The organism is Flavobacterium foetidum (assembly GCF_004634245.1).
Taxonomy (GTDB): domain Bacteria; phylum Bacteroidota; class Bacteroidia; order Flavobacteriales; family Flavobacteriaceae; genus Flavobacterium; species Flavobacterium foetidum.
This window is the reverse complement of the sequence record NZ_SJTF01000001.1, coordinates 366,305-385,457: the sequence shown is the minus strand read 5'-3', so window position 1 is coordinate 385,457 and position 19,153 is coordinate 366,305. Positions and strand designations below refer to the sequence as shown.

General features: G+C 35.4%; 20 protein-coding genes. 14 read left to right on the top strand and 6 right to left on the bottom strand.

Going from position 1 to position 19,153, the window contains the following annotated elements; genetic code table 11:
• Positions 1-456 precede the first annotated feature (456 nt).
• From E0W73_RS01650 to E0W73_RS01585, 14 genes are all read left to right on the top strand, one after another.
• Complete coding sequence (locus E0W73_RS01650) at positions 457-954, top strand: TlpA family protein disulfide reductase (protein ID WP_135220345.1); 498 nt, start codon at positions 457-459, stop codon at positions 952-954.
• An 82-nt stretch (positions 955-1,036) separates the two neighbouring features.
• Entirely contained in the window at positions 1,037-1,789 is a 753-nt protein-coding gene (tpiA, locus tag E0W73_RS01645) for a triose-phosphate isomerase (protein WP_135220344.1), read from the top strand.
• 122 nt (positions 1,790-1,911) lie between these two features.
• On the top strand, positions 1,912-2,745 hold the full coding sequence (gene prmA, locus E0W73_RS01640) for a 50S ribosomal protein L11 methyltransferase (protein ID WP_135220343.1): 834 nt from the start codon (positions 1,912-1,914) through the stop codon (positions 2,743-2,745).
• Positions 2,746-2,779: 34 nt separating this feature from the next.
• Positions 2,780-3,055 carry an ATP-dependent Clp protease adaptor ClpS gene (locus E0W73_RS01635; protein WP_135220342.1) on the top strand — a complete coding sequence of 92 codons (276 nt, stop codon included), beginning with the start codon at positions 2,780-2,782 and terminating at the stop codon, positions 3,053-3,055.
• Between the two features lie 214 nt (positions 3,056-3,269).
• Positions 3,270-4,541, top strand: coding sequence for a sterol desaturase family protein (locus tag E0W73_RS01630; protein WP_135220341.1), 1,272 nt, complete (start codon positions 3,270-3,272; stop codon positions 4,539-4,541).
• A gap of 6 nt (positions 4,542-4,547) precedes the next feature.
• Positions 4,548-5,225: a lysoplasmalogenase gene (locus E0W73_RS01625; protein WP_135220340.1), complete on the top strand. Its 678-nt coding sequence runs from the start codon at positions 4,548-4,550 to the stop codon at positions 5,223-5,225.
• Between the two features lie 46 nt (positions 5,226-5,271).
• Complete coding sequence (locus E0W73_RS01620; RefSeq protein WP_135220339.1) at positions 5,272-5,724, top strand: 2-dehydro-3-deoxyphosphooctonate aldolase; 453 nt, start codon at positions 5,272-5,274, stop codon at positions 5,722-5,724.
• Positions 5,725-5,749: 25 nt separating this feature from the next.
• Entirely contained in the window at positions 5,750-6,115 is a 366-nt protein-coding gene (locus tag E0W73_RS01615) for a hypothetical protein (protein WP_135220338.1), read from the top strand.
• Between the two features lie 6 nt (positions 6,116-6,121).
• Complete coding sequence (locus E0W73_RS01610; RefSeq protein WP_135220337.1) at positions 6,122-6,433, top strand: hypothetical protein; 312 nt, start codon at positions 6,122-6,124, stop codon at positions 6,431-6,433.
• 430 nt (positions 6,434-6,863) lie between these two features.
• Positions 6,864-7,682 (top strand): 3-deoxy-8-phosphooctulonate synthase, encoded by an 819-nt coding sequence (gene kdsA, locus E0W73_RS01605; protein WP_135220336.1) that lies wholly within the window; start codon positions 6,864-6,866, stop codon positions 7,680-7,682.
• 18 nt (positions 7,683-7,700) lie between these two features.
• A complete protein-coding gene (locus E0W73_RS01600) occupies positions 7,701-8,597 on the top strand; it encodes a hypothetical protein (protein WP_135220335.1) in 897 nt (298 codons plus the stop codon).
• Positions 8,598-8,694: 97 nt separating this feature from the next.
• Entirely contained in the window at positions 8,695-9,369 is a 675-nt protein-coding gene (locus E0W73_RS01595; RefSeq protein WP_135220334.1) for a YiiX family permuted papain-like enzyme, read from the top strand.
• Positions 9,370-9,456: 87 nt separating this feature from the next.
• A complete protein-coding gene (locus E0W73_RS01590) occupies positions 9,457-9,909 on the top strand; it encodes a hypothetical protein (RefSeq protein WP_135220333.1) in 453 nt (150 codons plus the stop codon).
• A gap of 4 nt (positions 9,910-9,913) precedes the next feature.
• Positions 9,914-10,216 (top strand): hypothetical protein, encoded by a 303-nt coding sequence (locus E0W73_RS01585; RefSeq protein ID WP_135220332.1) that lies wholly within the window; start codon positions 9,914-9,916, stop codon positions 10,214-10,216.
• 78 nt (positions 10,217-10,294) lie between these two features.
• Here E0W73_RS01585 and E0W73_RS01580 read toward each other — a convergent pair whose 3' ends face one another.
• From E0W73_RS01580 to E0W73_RS01555, 6 genes are all read right to left on the bottom strand, one after another.
• A complete protein-coding gene (locus E0W73_RS01580; protein WP_135220331.1) occupies positions 10,295-11,686 on the bottom strand; it encodes a M20/M25/M40 family metallo-hydrolase in 1,392 nt (463 codons plus the stop codon).
• 167 nt (positions 11,687-11,853) lie between these two features.
• Positions 11,854-13,773 (bottom strand): discoidin domain-containing protein, encoded by a 1,920-nt coding sequence (locus tag E0W73_RS01575; protein ID WP_135220330.1) that lies wholly within the window; start codon positions 13,771-13,773, stop codon positions 11,854-11,856.
• 27 nt (positions 13,774-13,800) lie between these two features.
• Positions 13,801-14,577 carry a glycerophosphodiester phosphodiesterase family protein gene (locus E0W73_RS01570; RefSeq protein ID WP_135220329.1) on the bottom strand — a complete coding sequence of 259 codons (777 nt, stop codon included), beginning with the start codon at positions 14,575-14,577 and terminating at the stop codon, positions 13,801-13,803.
• A gap of 85 nt (positions 14,578-14,662) precedes the next feature.
• A complete protein-coding gene (bglX, locus tag E0W73_RS01565) occupies positions 14,663-16,963 on the bottom strand; it encodes a beta-glucosidase BglX (RefSeq protein WP_135220328.1) in 2,301 nt (766 codons plus the stop codon).
• A gap of 79 nt (positions 16,964-17,042) precedes the next feature.
• Positions 17,043-17,756 (bottom strand): carboxylesterase family protein, encoded by a 714-nt coding sequence (locus E0W73_RS01560; RefSeq protein ID WP_135220327.1) that lies wholly within the window; start codon positions 17,754-17,756, stop codon positions 17,043-17,045.
• Positions 17,757-19,133, bottom strand: a complete 1,377-nt coding sequence (locus tag E0W73_RS01555; protein ID WP_135220326.1) for a glucoamylase family protein — start codon at positions 19,131-19,133, stop codon at positions 17,757-17,759. It lies immediately after the preceding gene.
• Positions 19,134-19,153 lie beyond the last annotated feature (20 nt).

The following is a 19,153-nucleotide window of genomic DNA, read 5'->3' as shown; positions in this document are numbered from 1 at the left end:
TCTAGAAACATTATTTATCGAAAACGCCAATATTTTTTCCTAAAGTATTGGCGTTTTTTAAACAAAAAAATATGTTTAAGAATCACACTGACATTAAATTAAAACACGAAAAATTCATAAAAACAGTTTGTGAAACAAAAATTGTTCATCGATTAGAAGATGACAAGGGATTACATCAATATTCTAAAAAGCAAAATCACGACGTTTTTTAACCTCAAAATGAACTTTGAAAAATAAAAAATTACATCTTTTTCCGTTTCCTGAAAAATCACTTTTAAGAAATCCCGAATTTTAGACTGTACTATTACGATTTCATTCTCGTTTTTCTAACCAAAAAGCTTGATTTTGTTACAGAATAAACGACTCTTCAAATTTTGTTAATCCGCATTTGGCTTTCAAATTGTTTGTTTAACTTTGTGAATTAAGTATCTAAAACAAAAACTTTATAATCGTTATATGAAACAAATTGCTTTGGCTGTAATAGCATTTATTACATTTTCATGTTCACAAGCTCAGAAAACAAGTTTCTCAAAAGAAGCTTTATCAGAAAAGTTATTAAACGTTGAAGGCGGTCAGACTTCCTTTAAAAATATCCTAAAAAAATACAAAGGAAAAACACTGGTAATCGAAGTTTGGGCTTCATGGTGCGGTGACTGCGTAAAAGCAATGCCGAAATTAAAAGAACTACAAGCCGCTAATCCTGATGTTTCTTATTTATTCCTTTCTGCTGATAAAACCGCTGAAAAATGGAAAGCCGGAATCGAGAAACACGAATTAAACAAAGGCGACCATTACATGATGAACGACGGCATGAAAGGTGTTTTCGGAAAAGCAATCGACCTTGACTGGATTCCGAGATACATCGTTATTGACAAAACAGGTAAAATTGTGCTTTACCGCGCAATTGAGACTGATTTTGACAAAATCAATGAAACATTACAATCATTGAAATAATTTTTCAATATCAATAATAGTCAAAATTCAATTTCAATTTTGACATACTTCAAAAACAAAAAAATAATATAAAACTACCAAAATGAGAAAAACAATTGTTGCAGGAAACTGGAAAATGCATAAAAATGCGGCTCAGACTGAAGAATTACTAAGCGAATTGATTTCAAAAATTCCAGCAAAAACAAATGCGCAAGTTATTGTGGCTCCAACATTTGTAAACTTACAAGCTGCTGCTGCAAAATTAAAAAATACAACAATCAGCGTTTCTGCACAAAATGTTCACCAAGCTGAAGGCGGCGCTTTTACAGGAGAAATCTCTGCAGATATGTTAACAAGCATTGGTGTTGATACTGTAATCTTAGGTCACTCTGAGCGTAGAGCTATTTTTCACGAAACTGATGCATTAATTGCAAGCAAAGTTGACACTGCCTTAAAGCATGATATGACTGTAATTTTCTGCTTTGGCGAAGAACTAAAAGACCGTCAGTCTGAAAATCACTTCAATATTGTTGAAAACCAATTGCGCGATGGCGTTTTCCATATTGCAAAAGAATCTTGGTCTAAAATTGTTTTGGCGTACGAGCCAGTTTGGGCTATCGGAACTGGAGAAACTGCTTCACCAGAACAAGCACAAGAAATGCACGAATTTATTAGAGAAACGATCCGTAAAGCTTTTGGAGCTGAAATCGCTGATGAAGTTTCTATTTTATACGGTGGTTCTGTAAAACCAGAAAACGCAAAAGAAATCTTCTCTAAACCAGACGTAGATGGTGGTTTGATTGGAGGTGCTGCTTTAAAAGCTGATGATTTCTTAGCTATCGTTACAGCTATTTAAAAAATAGATATTATATTTTACAAAAAACCATTCGCACTGCGAATGGTTTTTTCGTTTTTGGATTTGGATTTTTTTAATTGGAATTTCTATTATAAGAAGTACCTTTGCAAAAATTTTTATTTATGTCAAACATCTATTTAGGATATCATTTTACAATTGAGCCAAAAGAATTGGGTTCGGAAATTTTAGTGGCAGAATTGGGCGAAAAAGCGTTTGAAAGTTTTACAGAAACAGAAAACGGAATTTCGGCTTTTGTGAAGAAGGATTTGTGGGATGAAAACATTCTGGATGATATTTACATTTTACAATCGGATGAGTTTAAGATTGAATATACGATTGAAGAGATCGACCAAGTGAATTGGAATGAAGAATGGGAGAAAAACTTCGAACCCATTGATGTTGACGGAAAGTGCCACGTTCGTGCTCCTTTTCATCCAAAAACAGATGCCGAATTTGACATTGTGATCGAGCCTAAAATGAGTTTTGGAACCGGACATCACGAAACAACTCACATGATGATTCAGCACTTACTGGAAATGGATGTTAAAGGTTTGAAAACACTTGACATGGGTTGCGGAACAGCTATTCTTGCCATTTTAGCCGAAATGAAAGGTGCTGAGCCAATTGATGCTATAGATATTGACAATTGGTGTTATTTGAATTCTATTGAAAATGCAGAACGCAATAATTGCAAACATATTAGCGTTTATGAAGGCGATGCGGCATTGTTGGCGGGAAAAAAATACGATTTGATTATTGCCAACATCAATAGAAATATTTTACTAAATGATATGCAGGCTTACGTAGATAGCTTAAATCCAAAAGGGATAATTCTGTTCAGCGGTTTTTATGAAGAAGATATTCCGTTTATCGATGCTTCCTGTACTGAAAAAGGCCTTACTTATGTTAAAAAGTTCCAAAGAAACAACTGGGTTTCATTAAAATACGTAAATTAGTTAATCGTAATTACAAGTACAAAAAACTAAAAAAATGAGTACTAAAGAAAAAGTAAGAGAAAGAGTCCGTGAGAAAGAAGCGGTAGTGTTCAACAACGAAATCATTGTCTACAATGACGACGTAAACACTTTTGACCACGTAATTGACACCTTGGTTCGCGTATGCGACCATACACCTGAGCAGGCAGAACAATGCTCCTTAATTGTTCATTATAACGGAAAATGTACTGTAAAAACAGGCCCGATAGAAAAACTTAAACCACAATGCACACAACTTTTAGAAGCCGGACTGAGCGCTGAAATCGTTTAAATCATAATAAATATGCTAAAGCATTCTGTTTTATTCAAAGCTAATAAAACAGAATGCTTTTTCATTTGCAGAAATGCTTTAAAATGCCATATAAACCTGATGACTACCAAGCCTCATTTTTAGAAAAATCGCAATAGTAAAGCACAAAAATTACTAATAACCTAAAAAGCATTTTATTTTTATTATATATTTGAATAATCTAGAATGCTTTTTTATGGAAGAATACGGGAAAATACTCATTATTGCAATGCCGGTTTTTTTAGCATTAATTGTCTTTGAAAAATTGTACGGCATTTATAAAAAAAATGACACGGCACCGCTAATAGACAGCGTTTCGAGCATCAATTCTGGAATTACCAATTCGGTCAAAGATGTTTTGGGGCTAAGCGTTACTTTTCTTTCTTATGAATGGCTGGTTTCAAAAATTGCTTTGCAACATTTAGAAGCAAATGTCCTCTCTTACTTCATTGCCTTTTTTGTAATCGATTTTTACGGTTACTGGAGCCACAGGCTAGCCCATCAAATTAATTTTCTCTGGAACAAACATGCTATCCACCACAGCAGTGAAGAATTTAATCTAGCATGTGCATTGCGACAGCCGATTGCAAGTTTGGTAAATCTGTTTACTTTTCTGCTTATTCCGGCCGCTTTGTTGGGAGTTCCGGCTTCTGTTATTGCCATCACGCTTCCGTTGCATCTGTTCCTGCAGTTTTGGTATCATACCAAACACATAAAGAAATTAGGTTTTCTGGAGCATATTATTGTGACACCGTCTCATCATCGGGTGCATCATGCCATAAATCCGGAATATTTAGACAAAAACCATTCTCAGATATTCATTTTTTGGGACAAGATTTTTGGCACATTTCAAAAAGAGTTGGATGAAGTTCCGCCTGTATTTGGAATCACAAGGCCAGCTGAAACTTGGAACCCAATAAAAATCAATTTTCAGCATTTGATCTTATTGGTAAAAGATGCCTGGAGAGCAGAAAACTGGAAAGACAAATTTACCATTTGGTTTAAGCCTACAGGTTGGCGGCCAGAAAATTTTGAAGTAAAATATCCCGTGAAAAAGATTGAAAATATCTATGAATTTGAAAAATACGGAATTCATAACTCAAAAAAGCTAATTTGGTGGTCGGTCGTCCAGATGCTCATTACCTTACTGTTTGTCAGCTATTTATTTGACAATGTTGCAAAAATCGGCCTTCCAGCTATTTTTGTCTACGGATTTTATATTTTTGTCAGCATCTATAGCGCCGCGGAGTTAATGGATAAAAGTAAGGATGCGGTGTATTGGGAGGCATTCCGTTTTGTTTTATTAGTTTCAATAATAACTTATTATGGTGATTGGTTTCAACTAAATCAGATTATTTCTGTCGGAAGCTATATTTTAATAAGCTATGCCTTTATATCATTACTGATTAGTGTGTATTTTGTGACTATAGATTTTAAGATCTTCCAAAACCAATTTGTAAAACCATAACCCTATATGAAAAATTCATCGTTTTTTAAAATTTTCATTGTCGTCAGCGTCCTCTACCTGATTGCAATGTACCTCGGGCATGAACATTTTGATATATTCCTAAAACCAATTCTGGTTCCGATTTTAGTTTTTGCAGCTTATTTTTATCATAAATTCCCAACCAAAAACAATCTTATTGCCGCACTTTTTTTCTCGTGGCTTGGAGATGTAATTCTGCTTTTTACAGATTTGGGCGAAACTTATTTTATTCTCGGCTTGGTTTTCTTTTTGATAGCGCATATCATTTATTGCGTGCTTTTTAACCAGCAGATTAAATCTTCGAAAAAAAGGAACAAAAACATCTTTATTCTCGGAAGCATATTGATCGCTGTTTATCTAATCGGAATGGTGAGTTTCTTGCTGCCATATCTCGGAAGCCTGGAAATGCCCGTTATCGTATACGCAAGCGTGATTTCGACCATGTTATTGTTTGCCTTCAACGGTTTGCTTATCTGGGAAAAATCAGGAAATTGGCAGGTATTTCTGGGAGCTTTATCTTTTGTAATTTCAGATAGTATTTTGGCAGTAAACAAATTCTATCATCCAATAGAAAGAAGTTCCTTTTTTATCATGCTTTCTTATCTAATGGCACAATATCTGATTGTAATTGGTATTTTGAAACTGAATTCGAAAAAAACGAAATAAGATACTGCAAAACTCTTACATTTGTTAGAATAAATTAACCAAACCCATGAAAAAAACTGCCCTTTTCGTTATTTTGCTAGCAGCTATGACCTCTTGCGTAAGCACTAAATCGACTTTAAAAAATGTAGATGATAACGCTCCAGATTTAGTCCTTAAAAAAAATAATACTTTTGCTATTACGCTTTTCAGCAGTGACAAGAGATATGGCTACGACCCAGATTATCCTGTGAATATCTTTTTTAGAAATACTACTGACGAAGCTTTAAACGAAACACGTTTCCTTAATGCGCTTGCAGGACCAAATGGCGAAAAAATCACATATACGAGGCTCGAAACCTGTTGTCCTTTTCCGACCAAAAGAAGCAATATGGGCGCTGGATTTTTGAATGTATATGAACTAAAGTGGGAAGGCCAGAAAAAGCCCGTTAAACTTTATTTGAATATTTATGAAAAAGGAATTTTGATGGTTCCAATGGGATTAAGTATTAAGCAGGAATAGTATATAGTATAAGTATATTATCCAAATGAGAAAAAGAATCTTTACTGCATTTACTATTTTGCTGTTCACGCTGATTGTGTTTACTATTAGCGGCTTTTATCTGATGGAAATTGACGATCACTACGGAAACTTACAACAGATTTATTTTGAATGCAAGAGCGGAGATCTAATTGTAAATAAGGATAACAATAAATTTGGAATTATCTCTAAGAACTGGAAAAGAGCGTTGATTGTAACCAATAAAAAAGATACTTTGGATTTATATGAATTCATTCATCAAGATAAATATGAAGTTTTACGGACTGAAAATGAATTAACCAATAACCTCACTATAAATCAGATAATTGATTTAAAGAAGAACAATTCATTTAAAACTATCATTACAAATTAATTGATTATGTACGGAGTCTCTCCATTTATTCTAATGCTAATAGGGCTATTTTTCCAATTAATCTATGGCAGAAAAGCAATCAATCAAACCATTTCCTTAAGTTTTGGCGCCATATCGATAATCAGCATTACATTGCAGGCAATATTATCTATTATCGCTTATTTTGTGGCAGCGCATAATTTCTTCGAAAATCTCGGTGGCAACCAATACCATTGCGGAATGGGGATGTTAGGAATTATCATGATCTCGTTTTTTATTTTCTTAATGCTTTTAATGGTAATTATAGTGCAACATCTTACGAGAAAAAACTACCAGTAAAATGAAATCAAAAAAATCCTGAAGCTAACCTATTTAACTTAAATTTTCTTAATTACATCCAAAACAATAACTCGTCAGTTATTTTTAAATACGACAATGTCAGAAAATAGTAAAACATGACCGAAGTCATATAAAAACTTCTTCTGATGCCATAATATTGTCGCCAAAAATAAATTCTGATTTAGAGTAGTTTTGGTAATTCAGCTAATGTCTTAGTCTAGATAAAAGCGAAAATCATATTTAACAACTTATTTTTAGGTTCAGAGAGTGCGACCGAATGATGCTACTGAACAGATTTTGAAAAAAAAATTAAAAAACATATTGTAGTGAACATCAGTTGCGATAGCGGTCAGGATTCATAAAATAATCTTAAATCTTCATCTCCTATTCATAAATCCTAACTACCTTTGCATTACCAAAAATTCATATAATGAACATACACAATATTCCACAAATCAAGCATACTGAGAGCGGAAATTTCTTTTTATTAGCGGGTCCTTGCGCTATCGAAGGAGAAGAAATGGCACTTAGAATTGCTGAGAAATTAGTTGGTATTACCGACAAACTTCAGATTCCTTATGTTTTTAAAGGATCGTTCAAAAAAGCGAACCGATCTAGAATTGATAGTTTTTCTGGAATTGGAGACGAAAAAGCTTTAAAAATCCTTAGAAAAGTCTCAGAAACCTTTCACGTTCCAACTGTCACTGATATCCACACTAACGAAGACGCTGATAAAGCCGCTCAATATGTAGATGTATTACAGATTCCTGCATTTTTAGTACGCCAAACCGATTTAGTTGTAGCGGCGGCTAATACCGGAAAAACTGTCAATTTGAAAAAAGGACAATTCATGAGTCCGGAAAGCATGAAACACGCCGTGCAAAAAGTATTAGACTGTAATAATGAGAATGTTATGGTTACAGATCGCGGTACTATGTTTGGTTACCAAGACATGATTGTTGATTTTAGAGGAATTCCGACTATGCAACAATATGCTTCTACTGTCTTAGATGTGACACATTCTTTACAACAGCCAAATCAAACCGCAGGGGTTACAGGAGGAAGACCTGATATGATTGAAACTGTTGCTAAAGCAGGTATTGCAGTTGGTGTTGACGGTATTTTTATCGAAACCCATTTTGACCCTGCAAATGCCAAAAGTGATGGCGCTAATATGCTTCATTTAGATTACTTCGAAGGTTTAATGAATAAGTTAGTAGCCATCAGAAAAACTGTAAACGCCTTTTAATTATAATACTTAAGTTCTTTGAAAACAAAATTTTTATTTTTCTTGCTGGCTTGTGTTTCTTTAAACGCATTGGCTCAGGAGGAAATTCCGGTTCAAAAATATGCCGCTCACAACAAAGGAAAATTCTTTGTAACCTGGGGTGGTAATAGAGAAAGTTACTCAAAATCTGATGTAAACTTTAGGGGTAAGGATTACAACTTTACGGTTGAAAACATGAAAGCTCATGACAAACCTAAAGGTTGGCACATAGACTATATTAATCCTACCAAAATGACCATACCTCAGACAAACTTGAGATTCGGATATTTTATTAGTGACCATTACAATGTAACAATTGGTGTTGATCACATGAAATATGTAATGACGCAGAATCAGATAGCAAACGTTACTGGAAAAATTAATTTGCCTTTAGATCAACCTGGTTCTATTTATAATGGAGATTACAATAACACTCCTGTAGATATGTCTCAAGGTGGCGCCAAGGAAGGCGGCATACCGGCAGGCAGCCCTAATACTCCTTTTTTGATTTACGAACATACTGATGGGCTAAACTACATTAATACAGAAGTTTCTAGATTTGATGATATCTCAAAATTATTTTGTCTTCCAAATATTGATAAAGTGCAGATTAACTTAACAGAAGGATTGGGTGCTGGTATTTTGTATCCAAAAACAAACACTACCCTTTTAGGAAAAGAGCGTCATGATGATTTTCATATTTCAGGTTATGGTGTTTCTGCGAAGGCGGGTCTTAACATTACCTTTTTCAAGCATTTCTATTTACAAGGAGAGCTAAAAGGTGGCTACATCAATATGCAGGATATTAGAACGACCACAAGCAACGAAGATAAAGCTTCACAAGATTTCTTCTTCTTCCAAAGAATTATTGCTGTTGGAGGGATTTTCAGAATCTAACAAGCTTTAAAAATATTCAGAAAATAGCTGTCAGTTTATTTGGCAGCTATTTTTTTTATTACTTACTTTGTAACTCAAAGTACTTTAATTTCTATTCATGAAAAAGAAAAAATATTTATTTCCGATTTTCACTTTCTTGTTGAGTTTTGCTTGTGCACTATTTGTAAGTATAAAAATTTTTCCTAACAATCCGTTTACGGGAAACAAACCAAGCACAGCTTTAGAAAACAAAATTCAAGAAGGAGATTTAATATTTCAGACTTCAGAATCGAAACAGTGCGAAGCTGTTAGGATTGCTACGAATTCCAAATTCTCTCATTGTGGACTCATTTTCAGTCAGAATGGCAAATGGATGGTTCTGGAAGCTGTTCAGCCGGTTAAAGTTACTCCTCTAGAACAGTGGATTACACACGGAAGAGATTCTAAATATGTTGTAAAAAGACTTAAGGATAATAGTGTACTCACTCCTGCAATCATCGAAAAAATGAAAACCTACGGAAAATCGTTGATTGGAAAAGAATACGATGCCTATTTTGAATGGACAGATACCCGAATTTACTGTTCTGAACTCATCTGGAAAGTCTACAAGAATGCCCCAGGTATCGAATTGTCTCAACTCAAAAAACTAAAAGATTTCAACCTAAGCGATGCAAGGATACAGCCAATCTTAAAAGAAAGATACGGAAATGAAATTCCACTTGACGAAAAAGTTGTAGCTCCTTCTGATTTATCTGATTCGGATTTACTGAAAACCGTAATCGATACTTACTAAATATAATCGGCTCTGTAATTTATAAGAAGAGCCTTTTATTTTACTTTTTAACTTTGAATTTCAAAGAACTTTTAAAACCGAATCAAAATGAAAGACCAATTTATTGAAAAGCTTTACGAGTACAGCAAAGAACCTTATCAAAAGTATTTTAAGAAAAATAAACCTTGGGAAATCAACAAACAAGAGCTTATGGATTATCCTGAAAACAGCTTAGGTTATAAACTTGGCGGATTCTTGTACGAGCATCATTTTGACATTCAGCCAAAACTTGAAGATCATGATATCATTCACGTTTTGACCGATACAGGAGTTTCGGTTATCGAAGAAATCGGAATGCAGTTTTATCTCTTCGGAAATGGCAAAAGAAGTCTTTACCTCTTTATAGTAATCTCATCTGGAATTGCTTTTTATCCTAATAAAATGAAATACTTTTTGGAGCAATACAAAAAAGGAAAACAAGCGCATCCGTTTCATTATTTGGACTTTTCGAAAATGCTTCTGATGCCTCTTTCAGATATAAAAAAAACTTTTAAAATTTAAAAAAATGAAATCAATTGACAAACCTTTTGAAGAAAAACAGTCTGTTGAGCTAGCTGTTGGCTCATTTATAATTATTACATTTCTGTTTGCGCTTTACGTGATCACAAACGGGAATTCTAACGTACTTATTCTGGCTTGGCCATTTGCCGTTGCCGCTATAATTGCAAACAGTATAATGTTTTTCCATTTGACGGAAAAATTCATCAAACTGCAGGAGCAGCGAAAAGAAATTGGTTTTAAAATTATATTGCTGCTATCAAATATTCCAATCACTTTTGTGTATTATTTGGTTGTGATGAAACTTTAAATTTCAAAATTATTTCAAATCATAAAAAAAGCTGCAAGTATATCACATGCAGCTTTTTTTGAATTCTTTATTTTAGATTTAGTTTGATGCTGGAAGCGTAATTCCGTTTTGGTCAAGCAAGTACATCAATGTAGTCATTGTGGCTGCTCCCAATTCAAGTTCTCTTTTATTTATGGCATCAAATTTATCGTTTGCTGCATGGTGATAATCAAAATAACGTTGAGAATCTGGTTTTAAACCAGCCTTAACAATCGCTTGAGACGTTAAATGACTGATATCAGAACCGGCATGTCCTATTGTAAAACTATGAATCAAATAAGGTTCGAAAAGATCTTTATATCCTTGGATTTTTTTCAAATTAGCATCATCTGCTTCAATAGAAAAACCTCTTGGCGTAAATCCGCCTGAATCACTTTCTAAAGCAAAAATGTGGTTCTCTTTATTTTGTTTCGAAACTTCTTCGTATTTGGCACCGCCTCGTCCTCCGTTTTCTTCATTCATAAACAACACTACGCGAATCGTATTTTTTGGCTTGTAATTTAAATTTTTAAGAATACGAATTACTTCCATACTCTGAACCACTCCTGCTCCATCGTCGTGAGAACCGTCTGCCAAATCCCAAGAATCTAAGTGTCCGCCCACAACCATGATGTTTTGAGGTGTTACGGTTCCAGTTAACTCTCCAATTACGTTATACGATAAGGCATCTGGAAGAGTCTGACAAGATTGTTTGAAATAAAATTTCAAAGCTGGATTTGCTTTTAAAGATTTGCTTAACAACTCAGCACCGTTTGTACTGATTGCTGCTGTTGGAATGTATTGCTCTTTTGGCAAGTCGCCATAACTTTGGTTTCCGGCATGAGGAAAATCATCCAAACGCAAATTCATCGAACGAACAATGCTTCCTACTGCTCCTAATTTGGCCGCTTCTTTTGCACCTGCATATCTTTGGTCAACACATGCTCCGTAAGATGTAAAAGTTTCAATGTTTTCAGGATTCATTGGTCTGTTGTAAAAAACAATTTTTCCTTTTACTTTATCTGCTCCAAGCGCGATAAGCTCTTTTATCCCCTGAACTTCGATTACCTCAGCGGTTAGACCTGTTTTTGGAGTCGCAATAGAAGCTCCCAAAGCACAGATTGGTATGTTGGTTTTTACCTTACCGTCAAGAATGTAAGCCGTTTCTTTCTCGCCACGCACCCAATGAGGCACCATAACTTCTTGAAGATACACTTTATCTAATCCTAAAGATTCTAATTGTCGCTTGGTATATTCTACTGCTTCGGCAGCTCCTTTGGAGCCAGAAAGACGGCTTCCGATGTCGTTGGACAAATACTCCAGCCAAGTATAACATTTTGCTTCGGTAAGGGCTTTTTTGTAGAATAATTTAATGTTTTTCTCATCATTTGACTGTGCAAAAGATGTCAATCCGTTTAAAGCTAAAACTGCTAAAAGAATCGTTTTTTTCATAGTTTATATAACATTTTGGGTTATGTCCTTTTTTTGGGCTTAATTGACAAAGAAACAAAAAATCTACAGAACTGTCAGAGTTTTTCGATAGCCTTTTCATAAAAAAAGCCTTAATTACAAATTCTGCAATTTGTGATTAAGGCTTTTAAAAATTCAACAACTAAAAATTATTTTATTTCTAAAATCTTATTTTTAGGACTGATTCCGTTTTCATTAAATGCTTCGATCGTAAAATAATATCGGGTTCCTTTGTCTAAACCTCTAAAGTCATAAGTATTGTCTCCATAAACCATAATACTGTTATACAATTTATCTGGTGCTATTCCGTAATAAATATGGTAACCAACGGCATCATTTTGTTTTTTCCACGAAATCATTGCATTTCTTGAGTCCGTTTTGTTTCTATTGACTTTGAATCCGAGAACCGATTTCGGTTTTTCTGCTAATCCATTTCCGAAAACTCTGAAATCTGAAATGGCAAATAAACCAGAAGCATTATGAATGTTTTCCATTTTGATATAACGTGCTTTAAAAGGCTTTGTCAATTCTACATAATCGTGCGGCGCATCTTTATCATTTTTAGATTTATCTATAACCAAAGTCCAGTTTACAGCATCATCAGACATGAATATTTTGTATTGGTAATAAATATCCATTGCTTTATTGAACTGCGTCGCTTTATGATCTGCGTAATTGATCTGCAGTGCCTTTATTTCCATTGGTCTTCCTAAATCCATTTGAAGCCATTCGCCTGGATTACTTGTTTTAGCAGACCAATAGGTTTGAATATTTTCATCGGTTAAATTCTCAGGGCCGTAACAGAATTTTTCAAATACTTTTTTGCCTCCATTATCCATTCTGTGTGTTTCTACTTCCATGCATTCCTCAGAAGAAGAAACTGTTACAGGCTTTTTATATGAAAGCAGCATCCAACCTGACGAAGCTCCTTTGGTCTGATCTCGTTGGGCAGTTGGCAATACGATTGGGAAATCACCATAAGAAGTAATAGAATACATTACATCATCTTTATCAAATCCAGCTGGAAACATATCAATACGACGCTCAAAACGGTCTTTAATAGAAATTTTACAAGTTCCGGTATTCCAATAATTTCCGTAGTTATCAGCAAAAGTATTTCCGTGTCCCGCTCCAATCACAAATCCGCCCGGTTTATACGACATCGGATTATGTTTTTGATACACAAATGGCCCCAGCGGATTATCGCCAACATGCACTCCATTTGCATAACCTTTAAACTCGGTTGCTGGCGCGCCGTACTGCATATAATATTTTCCGTTGTGTTTGGTCATCCAAGCGCCTTCAATAAAATTTCCCCAAGGTGCAGGTTCCATATCATTGTTTGGCCCAAAACGTTCCCAACCATGTGCTGACGGATCAAGAATGGCAACTTCCTTAATCTGCCCGTAAGGTTTCTGAATATCCTCTACTTCTGTCGCTTTGTATAATGTTGCATAATCGGCCTGATTTCCTTTTGGAAGCCAAGTGTTATAATCAACCTCGACACCTACAAGAGGAAGTTTTCCGCTCGAACCGTAATACATATAGACTTTTTTGTCATCGTCCTGAAAAATGGCTGGATCCCAAGTTGGCAGCATTGCCTTATCTACATGACGTGTCCATCTTCCTGATTTTGGATCGGCTGTTTTCCAAATCGGATGATCTCTTTTCCAAGTTGAACCTACGTAAAATAGGGTATCATTTACAACCCAAGCCGCGGGCGCACATTGATCGTCGTCGCCTGGCTTTCTTTGGAAACTTCCGTAAACAAAATTCCAGTCAGACATGTCTTTGCTCCAGAAAAAGCCAGCCTGATTAGTCGCAAATAAATAATATTCGCCTTTATAAGTAATAATTACCGGATCTGCGCTTGAACGGCGAGAATAAGGAATTCCGTTGTGATTGTAAGTCGTATAATTGTAGCCAATATTGATTGGGTTACAATAAGTAGTCGCTGGTTTATTAGGATCAAACCATTCTGTTTTGCCTAATTTTTGTGCCAAAAGATTGTGATCGCAAAAAATCACAAGCAAAAGCGACATTGCAAAAAGTTTATATCTTTTTTTCATTTTGAATGATGTTAGCAAGCCTCCAGATTATTTTTTAAACTTTAATCTTTCGCTTAAAAGTTCGGGTTCGTTTGTTGTGATATAGTTGAATTTATGAGCGATAAGCCAATCCATATCTGTCGCTTCATTAACAGTCCAAGCATTTAGAATAATCTTGTTGTCCTCAGCTTCTTTGATCCATTCGGGATGTTTTTGGAAAACAGAATAATGATAATCGACTCCGTTAATTTTATCTGCCTTTACTTCCTTTGGAGATTTGTTTCCTTCCAAATATTGCAAAGAAGTCTTTGGATCCACTTTTCTGATTGCTTTGAGGATTTCGTAATCAAAACTTATGTAGCAGGTATTTTTGTCTGCCTTTAATTTTTTAACAACCTCAACTGCCATTAAAGCTGTTTTCTGTCCTCTTTCTTTACTGATTTCTGAAGGCTTGATCTCGCAGACTAAAAGCGTCTTTTTATTATTCTTTTTCCCTTCTGAAATATACTCGCATAAGGTTGGAAGTTTTTCTCCATTAGAAAGCTTAAACCGAATTAAATCGGCATATTTGGTTTCTTCAATAAGTAGTTTGTTATAGTGTGCATCATGATTGATGACAAGCGAATCATCTGCTGTTCTCCAGACATCAAATTCTGACCCTGGCAATTTTAGGTCAATTGCGTGTCTTAATGCAGCGATAGAGTTTTCTGGCAAGTTATTCTTTTTCCATGCTCCACGATGTGCAACTATTGCATTCTTTTGTGCGTAACTAAAAGAAAAAACAATCAGTAATGCTATTGAACACAATCTTTTAAAATCTCTCATTTCTTTCCATTTTAAAATGATTTTTATTTCAGAAAAAAAGCCCCTCGTTAACCATACGAAGGGCTTTTTACAATAAATAAACCAACTATTTAGTTAACTCAAAACTAACTTTCTTGTCGGCAGTCGAACTTCCTCCAACGAAAACATCAAACTGTCCTGGCTCTGCTACAAATTGTAAATCAGAGTTATAAAATTTTAAATCTTCAACAGTAATATCAAAACTTACGGTTTGTTTTTCGCCTTTTTTAAGCGCTATCTTTTGGAAACCTTTCAATTCTCTAACTGGTCTTGTTACAGAACCCACCAAATCTCTAATGTATAATTGAACCGTTTCTTTTCCGTCAAAATTTCCAGTGTTTGTTACCTCTACTGTTACTTTTAATTTGCCGCTGAAATTCATTTTATCAGAGGAAATTTTCAAGTTTGAATAATCAAAAGTGGTGTAGCTTAAACCAAATCCGAATGGAAATAATGGCTCGTTTCTTTCGTCAATATAATTTGATCTGAATTTTTCGAATTTACCTTCAGTGTTAGCAAGCGGTCTACCAGTATTTTTATGTGCATAGTAAATTGGCAATTGACCAACGCTTCTTGGGAAAGTTGATGTTAATTTTCCTGAAGGATTTACATCTCCAAATAAAACATCTGCAATAGCGTAACCTGCTTCTGTACCCGCGAACCAAGCATTTAAAATAGCTGGAACTGTTTTTTCTTCCTCGGTAATTACCAAAGGTCGGCCGTCAAATAAAACAACAACAACTGGTTTTCCTGTTTTCAATAAAGCATTCAGTAAATCTTTTTGCGCTTGCGGAATTTCTAGGTTAGCACGGCTGCTTGATTCACCGCTCATTTCTGCAGATTCTCCAAGAGCCGCAATAATTACATCTGATTGTTCTGCTACTTTTAAAGCTTCGGCCAATAATTCTTCTTTCGAACGTGAATCACGGTGTAATGTTTTTCCAAACATTGTAGCGTTAGTTTCAAAAGTCTCATCGTAATCTAAGTTGCTGCCTTTTGCATACAATACTTTAGTATTTTTTCCAGCTACCTCTTTTATTCCCGCCAATAAAGAAACCGCATTTTCCATTTTGGTCGCTACCGACCAAGTTCCTGGCATATTTTCTTTTGCATCTGCCAATGGGCCAATCAAACCGATAGTTCCCGATTTTTTAAGTGGCAATAACTGATTTTGATTTTTTAGCAAAACCAAAGACTGTGCGGCAATCTGGCGCGCTTCTTTTCTGCTTGCAGCAGTAAAAATTTCAGTTTTTGCTCTTTTTTCGTCGCAGTATTTATATGGATCTTGGAATAAACCCAAATCATACTTAGCTTCTAAAATCAATCTTACGGCATTATCAATAGTTTGAATAGTTACTTTTTTCTCGTCTAACGATTTTTTTAAAGTCGTTAAGAAACCTTCTCCAACCATATCCATTTCAACACCTGCATTTAAAGCTAAAGCAGAAACATCTTGAAGATCTCCCATTCCGTGCGGAATCATTTCTGGGATTCCCGTATAATCTGTTACCACAAAACCTTTAAAACCCCATTGCTTTCTTAAAACATCTGTCATTAACCATTTGTTTCCAGTAGCGGGGATTCCATCAACTTCGTTAAAAGATGCCATTACCGATCCAACACCAGCATCAACAGCTGCTTTGTAAGGTGGGAAATATTCATTAAACATTCTGATGTGGCTCATGTCAACCGTATTATAGTCACGTCCTGCTTCTGGAGCTCCATACAATGCAAAGTGTTTCACACAAGCTAAAATTGAATTATTTTTTGAAAGATCACGCTGCTGGTAACCATTTACCATAGCTTTCGCAATCTGGCTTCCTAAATACGGATCTTCTCCAGAACCTTCTGAAACTCTTCCCCATCTGGGATCGCGAGAAATATCAACCATTGGCGAAAATGTCCAGTTGATTCCGTCTGCGCTGGCTTCTTGAGCGGCAATCTGGGCGCTACGTTCGATCAAGCCCATATCCCAAGTACAAGATAAACCTAACGGAATCGGAAATGTAGTTTCGTAACCGTGAATAACATCCATACCAAAAAGCAATGGAATCTTTAAACGGCTTTTTTCAACAGCAATCTTCTGTACTTCCTTAATTTTTTGAACTGATTTAATATTGAACAAACCGCCAACCTTACCTTCAGCAATATTTTTTGCAATGTTAGAGCTGTTTGCTTGTCCTGTCGTAATATCTCCAGAAGTTGGTAAGTTTAGCTGCCCTAGTTTTTCATCCAAAGTCATTTTAGACAAAAGTTCAGCTACAAATTCTGATTTTGGCTTAATGGTTACTGAATTTTTAGTGCTCTTTTTTTGAGAAAATCCCAAAACAGTACATCCTAAAAAGAGTAAGATTAATTTGTTTTTCATAGGTTTTTAATTTATTTCTTGGAATATGAAATTTTGGTCATTAAGCTTAAGTCTTAATAAATCTGATTCCATTTTTTTATTAATTCTTTGTGTTTGTTTTCTTTTGCTGCAGCATCCAATTATAGATTTCAGGATTGTCATAAACTCTTGTCCAGCTGTCATGTCCCGCATCGTCAAAAATGGTTAATTGAACGTCTTGGGCATTGCATTTTTTTAATTCCTTGTAAACCGTTACCGCATAATCAACATTTACCACATCATCCAATAGTCCGTGATAAATTCTTACAGGAATGCTTTTGATTTTGCAGATCTCTTCCATCTGAATCAAATCAACAAAACCTGAAATTGGCACTACAGCAGCAAACATTTCAGGATGAGAAATGGCCAGATTCCAAGCTGCCCATCCGCCTGAACTTAATCCCGTAACATATATCCTTTCTGAATCTATGTTGTTTTCTCTTTGGATTTTCTGAATCAACTGATAAATCGATTCTATATCCCAATTTTCATCTTCTTTGCATTGAGGCGCCAGAATATAAGCATCTAATGGATGACTTTTTAAATATTTAAAAGGGCCATTAATTTTTACTTTCTCAATAGCAGTTCCTTTTTCTCCATCTCCCGAAACAAAAACAATCAATGGCTTATTTTTCTCTACATCTGCGGGTTTGTGCAAGGCGTAACCCAACTCATAATTGGATACAATAACCGTTTTTAATTTTCCGGTAGTTTCACTTTGTGCAAAACCCAAAAAAGAAAATAAGAAAGCTAAAAGCGTGACTTTGTACTTCATTTATTGAATTCCATATTTTTCAGATTTAAAACCAAGTTTCTGCAACCCTTGTCTTACTTCCGGAGCATTCATAAACAATTTCCATAACAAACCTGAACGATAGTTTTCGATCATGACCACTTCTGGTCCTTGATCGATTGCTAGATATTTTTTTGCGCTCCAGTTATGTTCTAGACTGACAGCGTCATAGAAACCCGCAGGCCCCCAGGTTAGTTCTTTATGGTTTTCATATAAATTTCTTATCAATGCGATTGATTCTTTAGGCGTATAAACAATTGAACTAACCCCGGCCGTTGGTGAAATAACTCCTTTATCGTTGCTCGGCATATGCGCATCATAGCCGTCGGAACCATCTGGATTTCTCGAATATGAAGCTGTAAGCCCCCAAAAATCAGCTCCATATCCTTTAAATTTCTTCGGATTTTCTAAACAATACTGGTAATCTATTTTTATATGATTGGTGTTGAGATTCCAATAATTCGCGTACTTATCTGTTAACTGATTCGGGTCTAATCCTACATAAGAATAATGCGCCCAAAATAAAGGCCCGCCAAATTCTGCAGCACCGTTATGTTTCAAGATAAGTGGTAAATTGTATTTTGTGTTTGCCGAAACAATTGCACCTCCTCTTGCCCATCCTTCGTGATATGCTTTCGCATCGATTGAATGTTCTGGCGAAGATGCCGCCATTATATACGTAATCAGACATTCATTGTAACCTTCAAGAGGAAAATCCATCTCCCAAGCATAATTTGGCGACCAATGCCAATACAATACATTTTTGCCGTTGGTAAACCATTTCCAGTCGACCCCTTTCCATAAAACATCAAATTTTTGCGCTACCGCTTTTTCTGTGGCACTGCCGTCTTTCAGATATTCGCGAACTGTAATCATTCCTGAAACTAAAAATGATGTTTCGACCAAATCTCCTCCATTATCTTTAGTTCCAAAAGGCTTAACTTTTCCCGTATTTCCATCAATCCAGTGTGACCAAGCGCCGTGAAAACGATCTGCTTTAGCAAGAAAATCGGCGATTTTGTCCAGTCTCTTCACTCCTTCTTCTTTAGAAATATATCCTCGGGACATTCCCGAAACAATTGCCATCAATCCGAAACCTGAACCTCCCGTTGTAACGATATGTGCATCATTTTCGGGATAATTCCCGTCGGGATGATAGCGTTCTCTAGCCAGTCCTGAGTTTGGTTCTGCATAATCCCAGAAGTATTTGAAGGTCTGTTTTTGAACAACATCCAAAAGCTGTTCATCGGATAATTTTTCTACAGAAATTTTGTTTTCTTCTTTCTCTTTCTTGTCAGTCTCCTTCGAGCCGCAACTTAAAAAAGCGAAAGAAAGCAGTAAAAGTGAAAATCTGATCATGTCTTTGTTTTAATGTGATT

Excerpts from the sequence above, each read along its gene's own strand:
- E0W73_RS01650 (WP_135220345.1), top strand. The coding sequence starts at position 457 with ATGAAACAAATTGCTTTGGCTGTAATAGCATTTATTACATTTTCATGT.
- tpiA (WP_135220344.1), top strand. The coding sequence starts at position 1,037 with ATGAGAAAAACAATTGTTGCAGGAAACTGGAAAATGCATAAAAATGCG.
- prmA (WP_135220343.1), top strand. The coding sequence starts at position 1,912 with ATGTCAAACATCTATTTAGGATATCATTTTACAATTGAGCCAAAAGAA.
- E0W73_RS01635 (WP_135220342.1), top strand. The coding sequence starts at position 2,780 with ATGAGTACTAAAGAAAAAGTAAGAGAAAGAGTCCGTGAGAAAGAAGCG.
- E0W73_RS01630 (WP_135220341.1), top strand. The coding sequence starts at position 3,270 with ATGGAAGAATACGGGAAAATACTCATTATTGCAATGCCGGTTTTTTTA.
- E0W73_RS01625 (WP_135220340.1), top strand. The coding sequence starts at position 4,548 with ATGAAAAATTCATCGTTTTTTAAAATTTTCATTGTCGTCAGCGTCCTC.
- E0W73_RS01620 (WP_135220339.1), top strand. The coding sequence starts at position 5,272 with ATGAAAAAAACTGCCCTTTTCGTTATTTTGCTAGCAGCTATGACCTCT.
- E0W73_RS01615 (WP_135220338.1), top strand. The coding sequence starts at position 5,750 with ATGAGAAAAAGAATCTTTACTGCATTTACTATTTTGCTGTTCACGCTG.
- E0W73_RS01610 (WP_135220337.1), top strand. The coding sequence starts at position 6,122 with ATGTACGGAGTCTCTCCATTTATTCTAATGCTAATAGGGCTATTTTTC.
- kdsA (WP_135220336.1), top strand. The coding sequence starts at position 6,864 with ATGAACATACACAATATTCCACAAATCAAGCATACTGAGAGCGGAAAT.
- E0W73_RS01595 (WP_135220334.1), top strand. The coding sequence starts at position 8,695 with ATGAAAAAGAAAAAATATTTATTTCCGATTTTCACTTTCTTGTTGAGT.
- E0W73_RS01590 (WP_135220333.1), top strand. The coding sequence starts at position 9,457 with ATGAAAGACCAATTTATTGAAAAGCTTTACGAGTACAGCAAAGAACCT.
- E0W73_RS01585 (WP_135220332.1), top strand. The coding sequence starts at position 9,914 with ATGAAATCAATTGACAAACCTTTTGAAGAAAAACAGTCTGTTGAGCTA.
- E0W73_RS01580 (WP_135220331.1), bottom strand. The coding sequence starts at position 11,686 with ATGAAAAAAACGATTCTTTTAGCAGTTTTAGCTTTAAACGGATTGACA.
- E0W73_RS01575 (WP_135220330.1), bottom strand. The coding sequence starts at position 13,773 with ATGAAAAAAAGATATAAACTTTTTGCAATGTCGCTTTTGCTTGTGATT.
- E0W73_RS01570 (WP_135220329.1), bottom strand. The coding sequence starts at position 14,577 with ATGAGAGATTTTAAAAGATTGTGTTCAATAGCATTACTGATTGTTTTT.
- bglX (WP_135220328.1), bottom strand. The coding sequence starts at position 16,963 with ATGAAAAACAAATTAATCTTACTCTTTTTAGGATGTACTGTTTTGGGA.
- E0W73_RS01560 (WP_135220327.1), bottom strand. The coding sequence starts at position 17,756 with ATGAAGTACAAAGTCACGCTTTTAGCTTTCTTATTTTCTTTTTTGGGT.
- E0W73_RS01555 (WP_135220326.1), bottom strand. The coding sequence starts at position 19,133 with ATGATCAGATTTTCACTTTTACTGCTTTCTTTCGCTTTTTTAAGTTGC.